This window comes from Prochlorococcus marinus subsp. marinus str. CCMP1375 (assembly GCF_000007925.1).
Lineage (GTDB): Bacteria > Cyanobacteriota > Cyanobacteriia > PCC-6307 > Cyanobiaceae > Prochlorococcus_E > Prochlorococcus_E marinus.
In genome coordinates, this window is the sequence record NC_005042.1 from 285,130 (window position 1) to 301,628 (window position 16,499).

At 37.7% G+C, this 16,499-nt stretch carries 17 protein-coding genes and 1 tRNA gene; 10 read left to right on the forward strand and 8 right to left on the reverse strand.

What is annotated here, in order from left to right; translation table 11 throughout:
• The first annotated feature begins 71 nt into the window (after window positions 1-71).
• Window positions 72-827, forward strand: coding sequence for a DNA/RNA nuclease SfsA (gene sfsA / locus PRO_RS01480; RefSeq protein WP_011124449.1), 756 nt, complete (start codon window positions 72-74; stop codon window positions 825-827).
• Window positions 828-831: 4 nt separating this feature from the next.
• On the opposite strand, the gene PRO_RS01485 is transcribed toward sfsA, so the two are convergent.
• Window positions 832-978 (reverse strand): hypothetical protein, encoded by a 147-nt coding sequence (locus PRO_RS01485; RefSeq protein WP_164923200.1) that lies wholly within the window; start codon window positions 976-978, stop codon window positions 832-834.
• 149 nt (window positions 979-1,127) lie between these two features.
• On the opposite strand from PRO_RS01485, the gene PRO_RS01490 reads away from it, so the two are divergent.
• From PRO_RS01490 to PRO_RS01500, 3 genes are all read left to right on the forward strand, one after another.
• On the forward strand, window positions 1,128-2,636 hold the full coding sequence (locus tag PRO_RS01490) for an ammonium transporter (RefSeq protein ID WP_011124450.1): 1,509 nt from the start codon (window positions 1,128-1,130) through the stop codon (window positions 2,634-2,636).
• A 97-nt stretch (window positions 2,637-2,733) separates the two neighbouring features.
• Complete coding sequence (locus tag PRO_RS01495; RefSeq protein ID WP_011124451.1) at window positions 2,734-3,951, forward strand: 4-hydroxy-3-methylbut-2-enyl diphosphate reductase; 1,218 nt, start codon at window positions 2,734-2,736, stop codon at window positions 3,949-3,951.
• A 128-nt stretch (window positions 3,952-4,079) separates the two neighbouring features.
• A complete protein-coding gene (locus tag PRO_RS01500) occupies window positions 4,080-4,643 on the forward strand; it encodes a DoxX family protein (RefSeq protein WP_011124452.1) in 564 nt (187 codons plus the stop codon).
• A gap of 40 nt (window positions 4,644-4,683) precedes the next feature.
• Here the strand turns inward: PRO_RS01500 and purH are convergent, their stop codons facing one another.
• Window positions 4,684-6,240 (reverse strand): bifunctional phosphoribosylaminoimidazolecarboxamide formyltransferase/IMP cyclohydrolase, encoded by a 1,557-nt coding sequence (purH, locus tag PRO_RS01505; protein WP_011124453.1) that lies wholly within the window; start codon window positions 6,238-6,240, stop codon window positions 4,684-4,686.
• A gap of 59 nt (window positions 6,241-6,299) precedes the next feature.
• Between purH and PRO_RS01510 the strand changes: the two genes are divergently transcribed.
• The gene (locus tag PRO_RS01510) at window positions 6,300-6,905 is read left to right on the forward strand and encodes an alpha/beta hydrolase (RefSeq protein WP_011124454.1); all 606 of its coding nucleotides are present in this window, start codon (window positions 6,300-6,302) and stop codon (window positions 6,903-6,905) included.
• A gap of 12 nt (window positions 6,906-6,917) precedes the next feature.
• Here PRO_RS01510 and PRO_RS01515 read toward each other — a convergent pair whose 3' ends face one another.
• Window positions 6,918-7,286 (reverse strand): DUF3155 domain-containing protein, encoded by a 369-nt coding sequence (locus PRO_RS01515; RefSeq protein ID WP_011124455.1) that lies wholly within the window; start codon window positions 7,284-7,286, stop codon window positions 6,918-6,920.
• Between the two features lie 353 nt (window positions 7,287-7,639).
• On the opposite strand from PRO_RS01515, the gene PRO_RS01520 reads away from it, so the two are divergent.
• The gene (locus tag PRO_RS01520) at window positions 7,640-8,758 is read left to right on the forward strand and encodes a sensor histidine kinase (protein ID WP_011124456.1); all 1,119 of its coding nucleotides are present in this window, start codon (window positions 7,640-7,642) and stop codon (window positions 8,756-8,758) included.
• Here the strand turns inward: PRO_RS01520 and cobS are convergent.
• Entirely contained in the window at window positions 8,739-9,626 is an 888-nt protein-coding gene (gene cobS / locus PRO_RS01525; RefSeq protein WP_225866397.1) for an adenosylcobinamide-GDP ribazoletransferase, read from the reverse strand. The genes PRO_RS01520 and cobS overlap by 20 nt on opposite strands.
• Here cobS and tgt point away from each other — a divergent pair.
• Together tgt and PRO_RS01535 are read left to right on the forward strand one after the other, a co-directional pair.
• Window positions 9,613-10,731 carry a tRNA guanosine(34) transglycosylase Tgt gene (gene tgt, locus PRO_RS01530; protein WP_011124458.1) on the forward strand — a complete coding sequence of 373 codons (1,119 nt, stop codon included), beginning with the start codon at window positions 9,613-9,615 and terminating at the stop codon, window positions 10,729-10,731. The two genes, cobS and tgt, sit on opposite strands and share 14 nt — an antisense overlap.
• 33 nt (window positions 10,732-10,764) lie before the next feature.
• Entirely contained in the window at window positions 10,765-10,908 is a 144-nt protein-coding gene (locus PRO_RS01535) for a photosystem II reaction center protein K (protein ID WP_011124459.1), read from the forward strand.
• Window positions 10,909-11,010: 102 nt separating this feature from the next.
• On the opposite strand, the gene PRO_RS01540 is transcribed toward PRO_RS01535, so the two are convergent.
• The 3 genes from PRO_RS01540 to PRO_RS01550 all read right to left on the reverse strand — a co-directional run bounded on the left by PRO_RS01540 (window position 11,011) and on the right by PRO_RS01550 (window position 13,424).
• Window positions 11,011-12,015 carry a Gfo/Idh/MocA family protein gene (locus tag PRO_RS01540; protein WP_011124460.1) on the reverse strand — a complete coding sequence of 335 codons (1,005 nt, stop codon included), beginning with the start codon at window positions 12,013-12,015 and terminating at the stop codon, window positions 11,011-11,013.
• A 35-nt stretch (window positions 12,016-12,050) separates the two neighbouring features.
• A complete protein-coding gene (locus tag PRO_RS01545) occupies window positions 12,051-13,337 on the reverse strand; it encodes a hemolysin family protein (protein WP_011124461.1) in 1,287 nt (428 codons plus the stop codon).
• Between the two features lie 14 nt (window positions 13,338-13,351).
• Window positions 13,352-13,424: transfer RNA gene (locus PRO_RS01550), tRNA-Ile, on the reverse strand.
• A gap of 113 nt (window positions 13,425-13,537) precedes the next feature.
• Here PRO_RS01550 and pyrE point away from each other — a divergent pair.
• Both pyrE and PRO_RS01560 read left to right on the forward strand, forming a co-directional pair.
• Entirely contained in the window at window positions 13,538-14,116 is a 579-nt protein-coding gene (gene pyrE / locus PRO_RS01555; RefSeq protein WP_011124462.1) for an orotate phosphoribosyltransferase, read from the forward strand.
• Window positions 14,094-14,960, forward strand: a complete 867-nt coding sequence (locus PRO_RS01560; RefSeq protein ID WP_052040456.1) for a YgfZ/GcvT domain-containing protein — start codon at window positions 14,094-14,096, stop codon at window positions 14,958-14,960. Before pyrE ends, PRO_RS01560 begins: the two co-directional genes overlap by 23 nt.
• Window positions 14,961-14,977: 17 nt before the next feature.
• On the opposite strand, the gene PRO_RS01565 is transcribed toward PRO_RS01560, so the two are convergent.
• Entirely contained in the window at window positions 14,978-16,441 is a 1,464-nt protein-coding gene (locus PRO_RS01565; protein WP_011124464.1) for a TM0106 family RecB-like putative nuclease, read from the reverse strand.
• Window positions 16,442-16,499: the final 58 nt, after the last annotated feature.

Genomic DNA, 16,499 nt, shown 5'->3' on the forward strand with positions numbered 1-16,499 from the left:
ATAGATCTCATGGATTTTTAAGAACTTTTTAAATAGATTCATTCAATATATTCAGCAGAGATCTGTTTCTCATGATCGGCAAAACCATTACCAACTTTTCTCCGCTTACGGAAGGCATATTACTGAAAAGATATAAACGTTTTCTTGCAGATGTGGAGCTTGACACTGGGGAAGTAGTAACTGCACATTGTGCGAATACAGGACCCATGAAAGGTGTATTACATGTTGGCGGACGTGTCAGATTAAGACACTCTCCTTCACCTTCTAGGAAGTTAAGTTGGTCTTGGGAACAAGCTCAGGTTCCTTCTGGTCAATCTTTTTCTTGGGTTGGAGTTAATACTGCTTTACCTAATAAGTTGGTTAGGCTTGCAATTGAGGCAGGTTGCTTAAAGCAAGAGTTAGGTGAGATTTTTGAAATTAAAAATGAAGTGACGTATGGGGTTGCAAGGAAAAGTCGAATTGATTTGCTATTAACTCCTCATTTCAACAATTCAGATTCTCGTAAGATTTTTGTAGAAATTAAAAATACAACTTGGGCTAAAGGGTCTACAGCTGTTTTCCCTGACACAGTTACAACAAGAGGACAAAAGCATTTGCAAGAAATGATTAATGAAGTGCCTTCTTCACGAGCGGTCTTGGTTCCTTGCATTAGCAGAAATGATATTGAAGTATTTGTTCCTGGTGATTCAGCTGATGCTAAGTATGGCGATCTTTTTAGATTGGCTCTGAATGCAGGAGTAGAAGTAATACCTTGCGCTTTTGATTTTCATTTGGATTGCATCACTTGGGAAGGCACTAAACCATTCCTTAAAGGAGAAAATTTTTGATTCTTTAGAATATTTTTGTCTTAATTACAAAACTAAGTAAACCTATAGAAACTAGAGCCAAGAGTGTACCTCCTGCGATCATTACATTGGATCGTTCAGAAGCTTGTCTGGGGTTGCTTTTTTTAGAGACAATAGCTTTTTTGGTTTCCATGGTTTGGGAACTTAAATTCTGACTAAAGAGATACCAATTCTTAGTTATGTATTAATGATTACCAGATAGCAACTCTATTTTACCCATATTTGTATTTGTAATGGCTGCGTTTCTAGAAAATCAGCCGATATGACTCTTTCTATCTTTTTATGACCACTGCTTTGCAATCGCCGCCAAGGCGTCGCATTGCCCGCCTTCAAGAAGTCAGTCTTCTTGAAGGGCCAATGCTTCTCCTCCGTAGCATTCGTGGATTTCGATCCAATCAATCCTTGATTTGGTTGGCAACAGTTCCATTGGCACTTTTAGGCTTAGGGGTTTTTGGGTTTGCTGCTCGTGCAGGCGTAGGACTATCTGATTTATCAGGCGCTCAAGCTGCGAGCTTCTTGGCAGATAACCTATGGCTTTTTATAGCAACGATCCTTGTAATTTTTATGAATGCTGGCTTCGCAATGGTTGAAGCTGGGATGTGTCGTCAAAAGAATGCAGTGAACATTTTGGCCAAAAACCTTTTTGTTTTTGCTCTTGCTGTAACTGCTTATTGGTTCATTGGTTATTCCATAATGTATGGAGGAACTCCAATTATTGGTGGAGTAATTTTTTCTAATGGCTTTTTCTTCAACCCTGATCCGTCAGATGCACTTAGTTGTGCCGCTGGATTAGGAGCTGATGGATGTAGTCAATTAGTCCCTGCAGTAGACTTCCTCTTTCAGGCTGCTTTTGCAGGTACAGCAGCAACTATTGTTTCTGGTCTTGTAGCAGAGAGAGTGAAGTTTGGAGAATTTGTTGTTTTCTCGCTAGTCCTTACTGCTTTCATATATCCAATTGCTGGTAGTTGGCAGTGGAATGGCGCAGGTTGGTTATCGCAGTTAGGTTTCATTGATTTTGCGGGCTCTTCAATTGTCCACTCAGTTGGGGGATGGGCTGGTCTTGTAGGAGCAATGCTTCTTGGACCAAGAATTGGCAAATTTGTTGATGGGAAGCCCCAAGCAATGCCAGGGCACAACATGGCAATCGCAACTCTTGGTGCTCTGATCCTTTGGATTGGTTGGTATGGCTTTAACCCAGGTTCAGAGTTGGCTATGGATGAATATGTAGCTTACGTTGCAGTTACAACAACTCTTGCAGCAGCTGGTGGAGCTATTGCAGCTACATTGCTTTCTACTCTTACTTCCGGCAAGCCAGATCTAACAATGATCATTAATGGAATATTGGCTGGTCTTGTAAGCATTACTGCTGGCTGTGGAAACATGACACTTTCTGGATCTTGGCTTGCAGGATTTGTTGGAGGCTTAATAGTTGTTTTCGCAGTTTCTGCTTTGGATTCAGCTGGAATAGATGACCCAGTTGGAGCTTTCTCAGTTCACGGTGTATGCGGCGTTTGGGGAACAGTTGTTATTGGTCTCTGGGGCGTTGATGGAATGGATCCAGGAGCAGCTGGGATTGGCTTGTTTAATGGGGGAGGACTAAACACTTTGCTTATTCAGGCACTTGGAGCAGGTGCTTATGCAATATGGACAGTAGTAACCTGTTGGCTAGCTTGGACTGTTATTGGTGGTTTCTTCGGTGGCATTCGTGTTAGTGAGGAGGAAGAGATTCAAGGTCTTGATATAGGTGAACATGGTATGGAGGCATATCCAGACTTCGCTTCATCTAATTAAGAAAAACCTTTTCTTTACAAAAAGCTTGGCGTTAAGCCAAGCTTTTTTTGCTTTTTGGGTCTTTTCTAATAGAGTCTTGTTATTAATGGCAGCTTTAATGGATACTCAAGCTTTTAAGCGATCGCTGCATCATTCTGATCGTTATAACCGTAGAGGGTTTGAATCACCTGCAAAACGTGCTCAGGCTCTTGAAAAGGCTTATCAAAGTAATTTGATAGCCTCTATTCGTGATAATGGATATTTGTTAGAGCACGGAAGGTTAAGAGTAAAGCTTGCAGAGGCATTTGGTTTTTGTTGGGGAGTAGAACGTGCGGTCGCAATGGCCTATGAAACTAGACGACATTATCCAACAGAAAGTATTTGGATTACCAATGAAATTATTCATAACCCCTCTGTTAATGATCATTTGAGGAATATGAATGTTCGTTTTATTTCGGCTGAGAAAGGTATTAAGGATTTTTCGTCAGTAGAAGAAGGGGATGTTGTGATACTGCCAGCATTTGGGGCAACAGTTCATGAGATGAAATTACTTCATGAAAGAGGGTGCCATATCATAGACACAACTTGTCCTTGGGTTTCAAAGGTTTGGCATACAGTAGAGAAACATAAGAAGCATGAATTCAGTTCAATTATTCATGGGAAAGTGAAGCATGAGGAAACATTAGCAACTAGTTCTTTCGCTGGAACATATCTTGTAGTACTAGATTTGAAGGAAGCTCAGTATGTTTCTGATTATATTCTTGGCAAGGGGAATCGAGATGATTTTCTAAGGAGATTTTCCAGGGCTTCTTCTCAAGGATTTGATCCAGATAGAGATTTAAAGAGGTTAGGAGTTGCAAATCAAACAACAATGCTTAAGAGCGAGACCGAGGAGATAGGCAGGCTTTTTGAAAAGACCATGCTTAGAAAATATGGTCCTGCTGAATTAAATGAACATTTCTTAGCTTTTAATACTATTTGCGATGCTACAGAAGAAAGACAAGATGCAATGTTTTCCTTAGTTGATGAACCTTTGGACTTGTTAGTTGTTATTGGTGGTTTTAATTCTTCTAATACAACTCATCTTCAAGAAATTGCTCTTGCTAAGGGGATACGCTCTTTTCATATAGACACCCCTGAAAGAATCGGAGAGATAGAAAATACTATTACTCATAAACCTTTAGGTGATGACTTGAGGGTAGAGTCTAATTTTTTACCAGAAGGAAAGATTAATGTAGGTATTACTTCTGGTGCTTCTACACCAGATAGAATTGTTGAACATGTAATTCAAAAACTTATAAACCTTAGTGAGAGAAAGCTAATGACTGAGAATTGATTCTTATATATCCCTCACAATATTATTAATTTTATAGATAGTTTTTAGCATCCAATACGTTGCAAAATAAGCGCAACTAACGGATTTGCAGATAAACAACTAATATATAAATCTAATGCTTATAAATGATGGCTAACTCAGGCAGGCGAAATTCTGAAGATTTGGGCGCTTCTAACAGTAATCTGCCGCAGCAGAAAGTTGAAGTGGTAGTTGCAAATCCATCAGCAGGAGAGGTGAATATTTTAGGTGAGCTTTCTATTTTTGTTCTTAGAGTTGTTTTTAGTCTCTTTATGATCCATCATGGCCTTGAAAAATTGCAGGATCCACAAGGCTTTGCAGAATTTGTCGTCGGTAAATATTTCACCTTCCTGCCTGGAGATCCCATCATATGGACCTTTGCTGCTGGTTTAACACAAATTATCTGTCCTATTGGCCTTGCTTTGGGAGTGTTGACAAGGCTTGCTGCTCTTGGCCTTCTTAATACAATGCTATTTGCTCTTTATTTTCACTTTGTTGATACAGGTTTAGAAGGCTTCCCTTTAGCAGTTGTAGAAGGCCATAACTATATATTTGAATTGTCTGCAATTTATGCTGCTATATCTTTATATTTTTTGTGTGCAGGGCCTGGAAGGTTGTCAGTTCTTAGAAAAGCAAATAAAGTCACTTATTATCCTCAAGGTAAAGAAAGCTAGGCTTTAGAATTAATCTAATTTCATATAGTAAATGAACTTCTTAGTGTAGAAAGTGTCGGCGACCTGTAAAAATCATAGATATATTTAACTCATTACAAGCTTCTATTGACAAGTTATCTTTTATGCTGCCTCCAGGTTGAATAATTGCAGTAATACCATGACTTGCTGCCATCCTAACTGTGTCATCAAAAGGGAAAAATCCATCACTTGCTAGAACAGCTTTCTTTGCTTTATCGCCAGCAGTTTCTAAAGCTATTTTTGCAGCACCAATTCTATTCATTTGACCAGCACCTATTCCAATTGTTTGGCCTGAAGATGCAATTGCAATTGCATTAGAGCGGATATGCTTAACAACTTTCCAAGCAAAAGTTAAATCTTTTTTTTCTATAGAGCTTGGCTGTTTCTTGGTAACTACTTCCCAAGACTTTTCATCTATTAATTCATCATCACTTTCTTGTATTAATAATCCTCCAAGGATACTTCTTATATTATTTCTTTCTGATTGATCTATATAGTATTTATTCATTTCTAAAAGTCTTAGATTTTTCTTCTCTGAAAGAAGTAACTTTGCATCATTCTCAAAATTAGGTGCAATAACGCATTCTAAAAATAGATTTTTTAATTCAGAGGCTGTTGCTAGATCTATAGAAGAATTTACTGCCACGATTCCACCAAATGCACTTGTTCTATCTGCATCAAGAGCTTTTTTTAGGGCCAATGAAACAGAATTTGCTGTTGCAACACCACAAGGATTTGTATGCTTAATTACTACAGCCGCCTTTTGAGAAGTTGTGGCCAGTAAATTTTCGTCATATCCAAATTCTCGAATTGTTGATAGAGCTGCCTCTAGATCTAATAGATTGTTCATGCTAAGTTCCTTCCCTTGTATTTGTTTTGCTCCTCCCCATCCTTGATCTTGGTGGCTATACCAAGAAGCTGATTGATGAGGGTTCTCTCCATATCTCAAGGTTTGTTTTAGAGGTATGGATTCAATCCATTGAGAGGATTTCTTTTCTGCATTAAGTTTCATCCAGCGACTAATAGCATTGTCATAATTAGCTGTGTGCTCAAACGCTTCTTTCGCTAGTTCTCTTCGCATCTCGTTAGATAATGTCCCTTTCTTTAAAGCCTGTAAAAAAGGTTGATATTGCTCTGGTCTAGTTAAGACAGATACTGACTCATGGTTTTTAGCTGCTGCACGAACCATTGCTGGACCCCCAATGTCTATATTTTCAATAGCTTCTTCCCAACTGATATTTGGCTTTTTAATGGTTTCTTGAAATGGATATAAATTAACAACTACTAAATCAATAGCTTTAATCTTTTGATCTTTGAGATCTTTTTGATGGAATAGATCTCCTTTCTTTGCAAGGATTCCTCCATGAACTTTAGGATGAAGAGTTTTTACTCTGCCTCCTAAGATTTCTGGAGCACCTGTGTATTCTGCTACTGGAGTAACAAGGATTCCAGCTTGCTGCAATGTTTTGGCAGTACCTCCGCTGGAAATAATTTCAAATCCATATTCGATGCTTAGTTCTTTCGCTAAAGGGATTAGCCCTTCTTTGTTTGAAACGCTTAATAATGCAATAGGTGGCATAAGAAAAAAATAATGGCATCCCAACAGCTAACTTACGCATCAGAGATGCAATTTGGTTAATGGGAAAAGAACTTTTTTCTTTTAATTCTGAAATTGCTAGTCATAGATTGATTTTGCTTCATGGCTGGGGTGCTGATGCAGAGGATTTAATCCCTTTAGGACAAATCTTGTTGAAAGAAATGGAAAAGAATATTGAATTAATTTCTCTGCGAGCGCCTTGTTTACATCCCCAAGGTGCTGGCAGGCAGTGGTATGGGCTGTTCCCTTCAAATTGGGTTGAAGCTGAACAAGCAACTCAGGATCTTCGTATCCGTTTGAATAAATTAGCTTCATCTAAAATTCCATTAGAAAAAACTGTACTTCTTGGCTTTTCGCAAGGGGGTGCAATGGCTCTAGCTGCAGGAGCGAGTTTGCCATTGGCAGGATTAGTGGGATGTAGTGCTTACCCTCATCCAGGTTTAAGAGCTAATAACAATTCACCACCTGTATTTTTAAGTCATGGAAAATTAGATGAAGTTGTTCCAGTTAATCAATCTAAGCAATTATTTAATTTATTTAATCAAAAAACAGATTTAGTAGAGCTTCATCTTTTTGATGGTGCTCATGAAATTCCAAATGAACTAATAAAAAATATTCAAATATTCTTAGATAAATGTATTAAATAACAACTCTTTATTCTAAACAAAAGCATATTCATATTCTTCAATTTCTTCCCAGTCATCAGCAGTTAATTCTAGCCCTTCAAACATATTGTGTTCGCCTACTGCCTCAACTATATGGCGTAAAGAAGGAAATAGGAAATGATTTTCTTCCGCATATTGAGCACTAAATAAACCTTTCTCACCCCAGAAAAACCTGTCGGTAGTATGCTCATTCCTGCGAACATTGACAATCGCAGGAGCATTAATAGTTGTTTCTGCGATATAGCGTCTAGCAGCCGTTACTGGCTTATAAGAACCAGTCTCGAGATGAAAAGTTGGGACATGAGCCATGACTCTTTGACCAGCTAAGCGTCTACGGCTAATCCTCTTGCGCTTTTTTGACATGAGATAATGGCCTTGGAGGAAAAAAGTGAATTAAGAGTGACCAGCAAGCACTAAATTAATAAATTCGCTGGCTAAAAAGAATTTACGAAAATTAATTGAGAATTTCTAATGAATTCTTTTGGACAACGAAAGTTGCAAAAAACTCAACTTAAATTAGCAAGACTTGACTCAGGGGACCCATCAACCTCTGATATAGCCTTATAAGCAAATTCTAGTGCGACTTTGCTTGATAGACCATGCAAGAGTCTCTTGTAAAGTCTCTAAATTGGTCTTTTGATATCTTAATACTTTTTTTTGATTTTTCAAGCAATTGACCTTTCCATTTTGTTGCAGAGGAGTGAAAATTAGATGTTATGAAGTTCTCTGATAGGTTCCTAAGTCTTGTCGATCAGCAATTGAGCAGTTTCGAGTTTGACTCTGAATTGGAAACGGTTGTTGCTTATGTGGCTCAAACAAATGTAGGCAATTCGCCGACATTAGAGGTCATAGGCCAAAGGCCAAAGCAGATTAGAAAAGTTTTAAGCCCTATAGAAAATGATCCAGACCTTAGGATCCCTTCCTTCAATCGGAGGTGGTATCCATTGCAAGAAGGATCAGTATTGTTAGGAGTAATTAGAGCAGAAAGGTTCCCTACAGAAAAACAATGGCCTGATTCTCTTGATAAGCGTTTGCAAATTAGTGCATCTGCATTGGCTAATTGTTTGAGCCTTGAACTTGATCGTGAAAAACTCCTAAATGAACTTAGTCAGCAAAAAGAGCAAATTGGAATATTGGTTCATCAGTTGAGGAACCCCTTAGCAGCTTTAAGGACATATGCTCAACTGCTTTTGAGGAAATTAGGCCCTGATAGCTCTCAGATAGATTTAGTTGAAGGATTGCTTAGCGAGCAAAAGCAAGTAGATAAATATCTTTTAGCTTTAGATGAAATTGCTCAGCCAACTCAATCAAATAAGACAATTGCTCCTGCTAGATTGCTTTTGCCTCCTTTGTTGCCATCCGAGGAACCAATAGATTTAATTGAATTATTGAAACCTCTAATTGATCGTGCTGAAGCTACTGCAAAATTGCAAGGACGTAAATGGATTGGACCTATTAATGTTCCACAGTGGATTAAAGAACCTAGGCCTGTCTCGGAGGGCTTTGTACCTGAGATAGTGGCTAATCTTTTAGAAAATGCATTTAGATATACATCTCCTGCTGCTTCAATAGGTATTTGTTTTAATGAGAATGGAATTTGTGTTTGGGATAGTGGAAAACCTATTCCTTTCTCTGAAAGGGAAAAGATATTTGAAAGTGGTTTTAGAAGCTCAGAAAGCTCATCTTATCAAGGGTCAGGACTTGGTTTGAGTCTAGGAAGGAAGTTGGCTAAACAGTTTTATGGTGAATTAAATCTAATTACAGATCCTTCAATTTTTGATAGCTCCCTCCCTATAGAAGGAAATGCATTTGTTATTAGCTTGCCGGTAAAATGATTGAAAAAATTATTAGCATACATGTTTCTACTAATACAACAGATGCTCCATAAGAATCGCCAGAATGTCCTCCAAGACGCCTTGCTAGTAAATGTGGAATAATTAGAGCAGGTAGAAAACCTACAATTATTCCAATTATTAGATTAGGTGTCGAGATGATAGAAATATCTATATTGATTAATATGAAAATTAAAAAAGACAGAAAAGCATAAGAAGGTATTGATTCTATAAGGAAACCGCGCCAATTCTTTTTGTGTAGGAATTTAGAAGATCCTTCTTTGTTCAAATATGGATAATGACTTATAGCCCATATCTGAGAATATCTACCCCAGAATGAAGCTATTGGTATTGCAAATAAAATAAGTAATCTAAGTTTAAATAAGGCTGCTATTTGTAATAAAAGATTAATAGTTAAAGCAATAATTCCACTTGCACCAATTCTACTATCTTTCATTGCTTCGATACACCTAGAAGGACCTGCAGCGATTCCATCAGCTGTATCCATAAGTCCATCTACATGTATCCCGCCGGTAATCCATAAGCCAAGAGCTATTGCAATGAAAGGCATTGATTCATTAGGCCATTGCAATTGTAAGAGCAGAATTAGAACACTTACTTGCAAAACTCCTATTAATACTCCAATAAGAGGAGAGAAACGAGCAATGCGTTCAAATCTCGGATTGATTCGAGTTAATTTGGGAAAGACTGTATAAAAAAGCCAAGCCCCAGTAAGATCTTTTAACCAGTTTGGCGAGCTCAGAATAAAACCCTTTGAGAATTTGTTAAATAACAACGTAGGTTGGAAGAGAGGTAAATGCTTAAAAAGCATTTCTTTATTTTTAATAGATCTGCAGATGTTTGATTTCAAGGTTCTTTCAAGAAGTACAAATACTGCTGGAAGAGTTGGTCGTTTATCTACGCCACATGGCATTTTATCAACCCCTCAGTTTATGCCAGTTGGAACATTAGGGACTGTTAAAGGTATTACTGCAACTCAGTTAAAAGACACTAATGCTCAAATGATTCTTGCCAATACCTTTCATTTACATTTGCAACCTGGCGAAGCAATTATAAAAGAATCAGGCGGTTTGCATTCTTTTATGAGTTGGGACCAGCCAATCCTTACTGATTCAGGGGGATATCAAGTATTTAGTTTGGGGAAGTTAAATAAAATAGATGACTTTGGTGTTTCCTTTAAAAGTCCTCGGGATGGAAGTCATATTGAATTAACACCGGAAAAGGCAATTCAAATACAAATGGACTTAGGAGCTGATGTAGTAATGGCCTTTGATCAATGTCCGCCTTATCCAGCAAGCAAAGTTGAGGTAGAAGAAGCTTGTAAACGAACTCATTTGTGGCTTGAGAGATGTGTAGCTACTCATTCAAAGGAAGATCAGGCACTCTTTGGAATTGTTCAAGGAGGATGCTTTTTAGATCTTCGTGAAGAAAGTGCTCGAAGGGTGGCAAGTTTTCATCTGCCTGGCATAGCAATTGGTGGAGTAAGCGTTGGTGAGCCAAGTGATCAAATTCATAAGATAGTTCGTCATGTAGCTCCTTTGTTGCCGAATGAAGTTCCCAGGTATTTGATGGGGATAGGAACAATTAGAGAAATGGCTGTAGCCGTAGCTAACGGAGTTGATTTTTTTGATTGTGTTTTACCTACAAGATTGGGCAGGCATGGAACTGCCTTGGTTCGAGATGAACGCTGGAATTTGAGGAATGCATGTTTTAGAAATGATTATCAGCCTTTAGACACAACTTGTGTTTGTGAAACCTGCACTAATTACAACAGAGCGTATCTTCATCACTTAATTCGAAATGATGAATTACTTGGCCTTACTTTGTTGAGCTTGCATAATCTCAGTCATTTAATCCGTTTTTCGCGTGCAATGGCAGTTGCAATTGAGGATGATTGTTTTTCAGAGGATTTCGCTCCGTGGCAGAAAAGCTCTATTGCGCATTACACGTGGTAGCGTCTCTTGCAGACGTCCATTGATTATTTAGGGATGGCCCCGCTTACCCTCGATTTGCTTGCTCAGTTACCTGAGGCTTACCAGCTTTATGCTCCAACGGTTGATGTCCTTCCGTTGATTCCACTACTATTTTTCTTGCTTGTTTTTGTATGGCAGGCTGCGGTGGGTTTTCGTTAGATTTATTCTTTAGTTGATTGAAGCAACTAAAGAATATCCTCTTTCTGACTGGTAATCAGCCTGTTGGAACTATTGCCCTATCCGTTTTCTAAGAGCCTTTTTTTAGATTGGTTTTTCTAGGGATATCTCTTTAGCTGGTTTTTCTACAGCTTTTTCAATTAAGTCTGCAAGAACTAATGCCCTAGATGCTTGCAGTCCATCAACTGCTGGCGTCTCAAGCCCTCGAACGCATTGTAAGAAATGTTCTAGTTCTGCATAAAGAGGTTCTATTGAAGTAGTGCTTACTTCTTCAACGAATCCGTCAGTTCTATAAAGCAATTCGCCATGATCAGCCGAATACCATTCATGTGCTCTTCGATGAATATGAAGTGTGTGATTTAAAAAATCTGTTTCTACAAGACTTTTTTTACAATGAGCACTGAGAGTGCGAATTTTTCTGTGGCTCATTTTGCTGGCAGTAAGACTTGCAATTACACCATTACTAAAACCAAGTGTTGCATTTACATAATCAATTGGACCATTGAAACTGCATCCTCCAACAGCGGCAAGTCTTGTTACAGGAGCATTAGCTAATTCAAGAACTAGATCCAGATCATGGATCATAAGATCTAAAACAACAGATACATCATTGGCACGATCTGGATGAGGGCTATGACGCCTAGCTTCTAGAACAACTACTTCTTCATCAGTAACAACTTTTGTAAGCTCTTTAAAGGCTGGATTGAACCGTTCAATATGGCCTACTTGCAATAACCTTTTGGCAGCGTTAGAAGCCTCGATAAGTTCAGAGGCTTCTTGCTGACTTGCTGCTATTGGTTTTTCTATTAAGACATGTTTTCCAGCTTTTAAACAATTAATGCCCACCTCGTGATGAAACAAGGTAGGAACAGCAATGCATACTGCCTCAACTTCTTCAAGCAAATCTTGGTAGTTTGCAAACCATGAACAATTGAATTGTTCTTTTGCTAGTTGCCCACGCTTGGAGTCAAGATCAGCAACCCCAATTAATTCAGCATCTTTTAGCAGACTTAGCACTCTTGCATGGTGCCAACCCATGTTACCTATACCTATTACCCCAACCTTCACCGGAATCATGGCGGGGGTCATTTGTAAAACATCGAATGATTCAATGAGGATATCCTTTATAGATCTTCTTTTGGAGCTTTTTGAGGCAAGATTACTTTTACTGTCTCAATTCTAGGACCTTTCATTGAGTTGATTTCAAAGTGAATCCCATTTTCTAAAAGAGCATCACCCTTAGAAGGAACTTGTTGGAATTTCTCTAGAAGAAAGCCTGCAAGAGTATGGTAATTATTTGCTTCAGGCAAAGCTACATTTAATTGGCGGTTGATTTCAATGATTTCAAGATCGCCTGCAGATAGCCATTTCTCAGGGTTTGATTCGATTTTTCTTAGAAAAGGTTCTTTTCTTGATTCAATTTCATCACCAACAATTTCTCCAGTTAGATCTGCCAAAGTAATCAAACCTTCTGTCCCTCCATGTTCATCTACTACTAGTAAAAAAGGGTTTCCACTTTTGATTAAAGGTAGAATCTTATCCAATGTGCAAGTTTCAAGCACTTTTGGAATAGGTTGAATATATTTCATTAAAGGAGAATTTAATTGCATTGTGCCTTTAGAGATTGGATCTGCTAATTGACGGAGATCCAATACACCAAGTACATCATCAAGAGACTTTCCAGTTACTAAAAATCGTGCATGACGACTAAGATGTACTTCTTTCATTAACTGAGAAAATTCAACATTACTTGGGAGAGTTACCATCCCTGAACGAGGGACCATTATTTCTCTAACTTGTGTATCTCTTAAGGCAAAAACACCTTCTAAAATATTTTTTTCATCAGGACGAAGGCCAGTAACTCTTCCTCTTTCTATAAGCGTTTCCAGCTCTCCTGCTGATAAGGCTGATACTAATGAATCCCAGCGAGTGTTTAATCCGACAAACTTAAGAAGAGCAGATGAAATTTTTTCTAATAAAAAAAGAAGTGGTGCAATTATTGTCATAATTGCTTCAAGAAATGGGGATAAGTTAAGAGCTGCTCGTTCTGTCCTATTTAGAACTAAAGCTTTTGGAATCAGTCCTCCAATAAGGGTTGCAAGAATTCCAAAAAAGAGAAATAAAGCTATGTTCAAAAAAGGTCTTGTTCCTTCTTGAGCAGTCCCCCAACTATTATTGGCAAAATTATTTATCAACCAACCTAACGCTACTAATGAAAGAGTTACTCCTAGTTGGGTAACAATTAGAACTCTGCGGAGCTTTCTTTGTAATCTTTGAGCAGATGATGCTCCAGATTGATTTTCTTCGATAAGAGTTTCTACTCGACTTGGACGAATTCGCAGAATAGCAAGCTCTCCTGCAGCAAAAATAGCTGGTAAGGCAATTAGTATGCCTAGTAGAAGAAATTGCATCAATGAATTTGAAATGGGGGTGGCGAGGATCGAACTCGCCTAAGGCGAATTATGAGTTCGCTGCATTCACCAGATTGCTACACCCCCTTAGGAATGGATACTTAAAATTGCCTTTGGTGAATTTGAAGGCAATTAGAGGAATAATAATTAAAAGGTATGCCAATGATGTAAGTCAATGATCCAAAGATGAAATTTTCCTAATGAATTTACCTATTAAATCTAATGCAGCTTCCAAAGAAAAGCTTTTAACTCTTCTTGCTCTTAAGGCCTATAAGAATGGCAATTTTACTCTTTCATCTGGGAACAAGAGTAATCATTACGTTAATTGCAAGCCAGTTAGCCTTAGCGGTAATGGACTTCTGTTATTAAGCAATATGATGCTTGAAAATGTTGAGCCGGATTCCCTTGCAGTAGCAGGATTGACTTTAGGAGCTGATCCATTGGTATGTGGAGTGGCTTTGGCTGCAACGTATGCGGGGAGAAAACTGGATGCATTGATTGTACGGAAAGAGCCAAAAGGATATGGGACAGCCTCTTGGCTCGAGGGCCCCCTGCCTCCAGCAGGATCTGTGATAACAGTTTTAGAAGATGTTGTTACAACAGGGAGATCATCTTTGAAGGCAGTTAATCAACTTCAGAATGCAGGGTATCGAGTTAATCGAATTATTTCGATTGTTGATAGACAAGAAGGAGGAGCATTTGAAATTAAGAAAGCAGGTTTGGACTTGGTAAGTCTTTTTGTGTTGGATGAAGTCTATGAAAAGTTTAAAAACACTTGATGTGAATTTGTTCTACAACTATTTCTGGGATGCCTCATTCCCTTTATTTTTGTTAGAGGGGGCAGATAATAAGAAATTCCTTCAAGGACAAACAACTGCTGATATTCTTGGTGTTCGAGATGGGGGATTGCTCCGTACTTGCTGGTTATCGCCAGTAGGGAGATTAAAAGCTTTATTGGAAATAAGATTAGTTGGCGAAACAATATCTTTTATTGTTCTAGGAGGAAATATTGATGAGGTTATTGATGGTTTTGATAAGGTAATATTTCCTGCCGATAAAGTTAATATTAGAGCGAGTAAAGAGATTAGAAGACTGCAGAAGATTAATTATAATGAATCTTGGAAAGTAACACCTGTTGAATGGTTGCTGCCAAGCGCTGAGTTGCCTAATGACTTTGAAAAATTAAAACCAGCTAGTAAAGAAATGACTCAGGAATGGTCTTTAATTCAGGGCCTTCCATATGATTTGTTTGAAATAGATGGAAATTCCAACCCCTTAGAATTAGGCCTTTCAGATTTAATAGACTTTGACAAAGGTTGTTACTTAGGTCAAGAAACATTAGCTAAAATAAAAAATATAGGGCGCTTAAAATGTCAATTAAGATATTTTAAATCCCAGAGAATATTGCGAAAAGGTGATTCTTTAAATATTTCTTCTATCGATATAAATGAGAAGCAAAATGTTGGAATCGTTGTTGCTTCTAAAACATTTGGATCTTCTTCAAGTATAGGACTTGCTTTAATTAAAAGAAAATATTGTATATGTGAGGAAATAGATCTTAATGATGAATTAGGTGTCTTAAAGTTAAATAAACCAATTGGATATAATGATTTAATTATATAGATAAGAAGCTAATTTATTTACTTCTTATCTATAATCCATTCGGCAATTTTCCATGTTGCAATGCAATCATCTTGGTTGTATCGCATTATCAATTCTAGCTGTTTTGGTTTTATGTTATTTTGAGAAATTGCTTTTTGGCATTGTCGCCACCAAAGTAATGCTTTTGCTCCACTAGATCCTTTTTGACTCCATTCAAATTTTAGCCACTTTGCTACTTCTTTTAAACTATAACTATTTACTGGTAAAACCCAACTACCTTTTAATCTGGAATGAATATCAATAAACTTATTTCTAATAATATTTATTTCTTTATCTTCCTCACCTTGTCTTTTAGCCATTCTACAAATTGAGAGTGATTCTGTTTCTCCATAATGAAGGACTGGCCAATTTGGATGAGACTTTAATTTCCTTTTAATATTTCCCCATGCTATTTCTTCTGTGTGGTTGCTCAAATTTAGTATTGGTTGGTATTTAACATCATCTAATAGCCATGTTCCATCTTTTCTTTTTGCTAAAGAAACAAACCCATGAAGGAAGTCATGATGTGCATCGGGATCAGATTCAATGTCATATATAAAAACACCTTCTGCAGAATTAAGCTCAGGCAAAGCCATGCTTGAACTTAATCTTTCTGGCGATAATTTTTTTTGGACTTTTGCTTGTCTAATAAGTTGCCCTGCAATCTTTTTATGAGATTCTCCATAAGGGCTTAATTTATTTGTTAGATCATCTTTATCAATTAATGCAAGCTGGCTAAGATTTTTAATTCCTATCTCTTGAAGAATAATTTTTCTTTTTGCACCAATTCCACTGATTTCACTTAAATCCTCTTCTTCATTAGCCTTTTCATCACATAGCTTCTTCCATGAGCAAAGTGTGCATTTTTTTCGATCTGCAATCAAGCCAGGAGATACATCTTTTCTGATGTCTTTATATAATCTTTTTAATGAATCAAATAATTCATTGGTTAATTTTTTTGTAATGGCAATTTCTTGGATGTCTAAACTTCCTGCATTCCTTATTGAAACTGCTAGTCCATATTTTACTTCTATTTGTTGAACTTGTTCTAATAAATAGCTCCATAGCGCAAGAGATAATCGATGCTCTCTGGTTAATCTTCGACCTTGTTGAGCCACTACTGGTATGTAAGAGAAATCTCCCCAAGGACTTCCAAGATTGATTTTTTTCAGTAATGGGGGATGAGCTTCTATTTTCAAGCCTTGAGGGCCAATACCTTTTAGGCGTAACCCAACTACTCCATTCGACCCTCTTTTTAATGCTTCTATTCCTCTATTTGGTGCTTCGGAAAGTAATGCAGAAAAACTTTTGTATTGATGATCTAGTTGAAGAGCGCGATGGGCAGACCAATCTTTGTGTTTATTCTCTTCGTACAAATCTAACCAAGCTTTTCTTCTACAGCGGATCCAGCTGATAAGGAGCCTATCCGTTATTGTTTTTTTTTCTAGTATTGTGGGAGTCATGTCCCTAGGTTAATTTGGCTGGATCAACAATTTACTTAATCAATTTTTTGGATTTTTT

Coding starts and splice junctions, on each gene's coding strand:
- sfsA (WP_011124449.1), top strand. CDS start 72: ATGATCGGCAAAACCATTACCAACTTTTCTCCGCTTACGGAAGGCATA.
- PRO_RS01485 (WP_164923200.1), bottom strand. CDS start 978: ATGGAAACCAAAAAAGCTATTGTCTCTAAAAAAAGCAACCCCAGACAA.
- PRO_RS01490 (WP_011124450.1), top strand. CDS start 1,128: ATGACCACTGCTTTGCAATCGCCGCCAAGGCGTCGCATTGCCCGCCTT.
- PRO_RS01495 (WP_011124451.1), top strand. CDS start 2,734: ATGGATACTCAAGCTTTTAAGCGATCGCTGCATCATTCTGATCGTTAT.
- PRO_RS01500 (WP_011124452.1), top strand. CDS start 4,080: ATGGCTAACTCAGGCAGGCGAAATTCTGAAGATTTGGGCGCTTCTAAC.
- purH (WP_011124453.1), bottom strand. CDS start 6,240: ATGCCACCTATTGCATTATTAAGCGTTTCAAACAAAGAAGGGCTAATC.
- PRO_RS01510 (WP_011124454.1), top strand. CDS start 6,300: ATGGGAAAAGAACTTTTTTCTTTTAATTCTGAAATTGCTAGTCATAGA.
- PRO_RS01515 (WP_011124455.1), bottom strand. CDS start 7,286: ATGTCAAAAAAGCGCAAGAGGATTAGCCGTAGACGCTTAGCTGGTCAA.
- PRO_RS01520 (WP_011124456.1), top strand. CDS start 7,640: ATGAAGTTCTCTGATAGGTTCCTAAGTCTTGTCGATCAGCAATTGAGC.
- tgt (WP_011124458.1), top strand. CDS start 9,613: ATGTTTGATTTCAAGGTTCTTTCAAGAAGTACAAATACTGCTGGAAGA.
- PRO_RS01535 (WP_011124459.1), top strand. CDS start 10,765: ATGGCCCCGCTTACCCTCGATTTGCTTGCTCAGTTACCTGAGGCTTAC.
- PRO_RS01540 (WP_011124460.1), bottom strand. CDS start 12,015: ATGACCCCCGCCATGATTCCGGTGAAGGTTGGGGTAATAGGTATAGGT.
- PRO_RS01545 (WP_011124461.1), bottom strand. CDS start 13,337: ATGCAATTTCTTCTACTAGGCATACTAATTGCCTTACCAGCTATTTTT.
- pyrE (WP_011124462.1), top strand. CDS start 13,538: ATGAATTTACCTATTAAATCTAATGCAGCTTCCAAAGAAAAGCTTTTA.
- PRO_RS01560 (WP_052040456.1), top strand. CDS start 14,094: ATGAAAAGTTTAAAAACACTTGATGTGAATTTGTTCTACAACTATTTC.
- PRO_RS01565 (WP_011124464.1), bottom strand. CDS start 16,441: ATGACTCCCACAATACTAGAAAAAAAAACAATAACGGATAGGCTCCTT.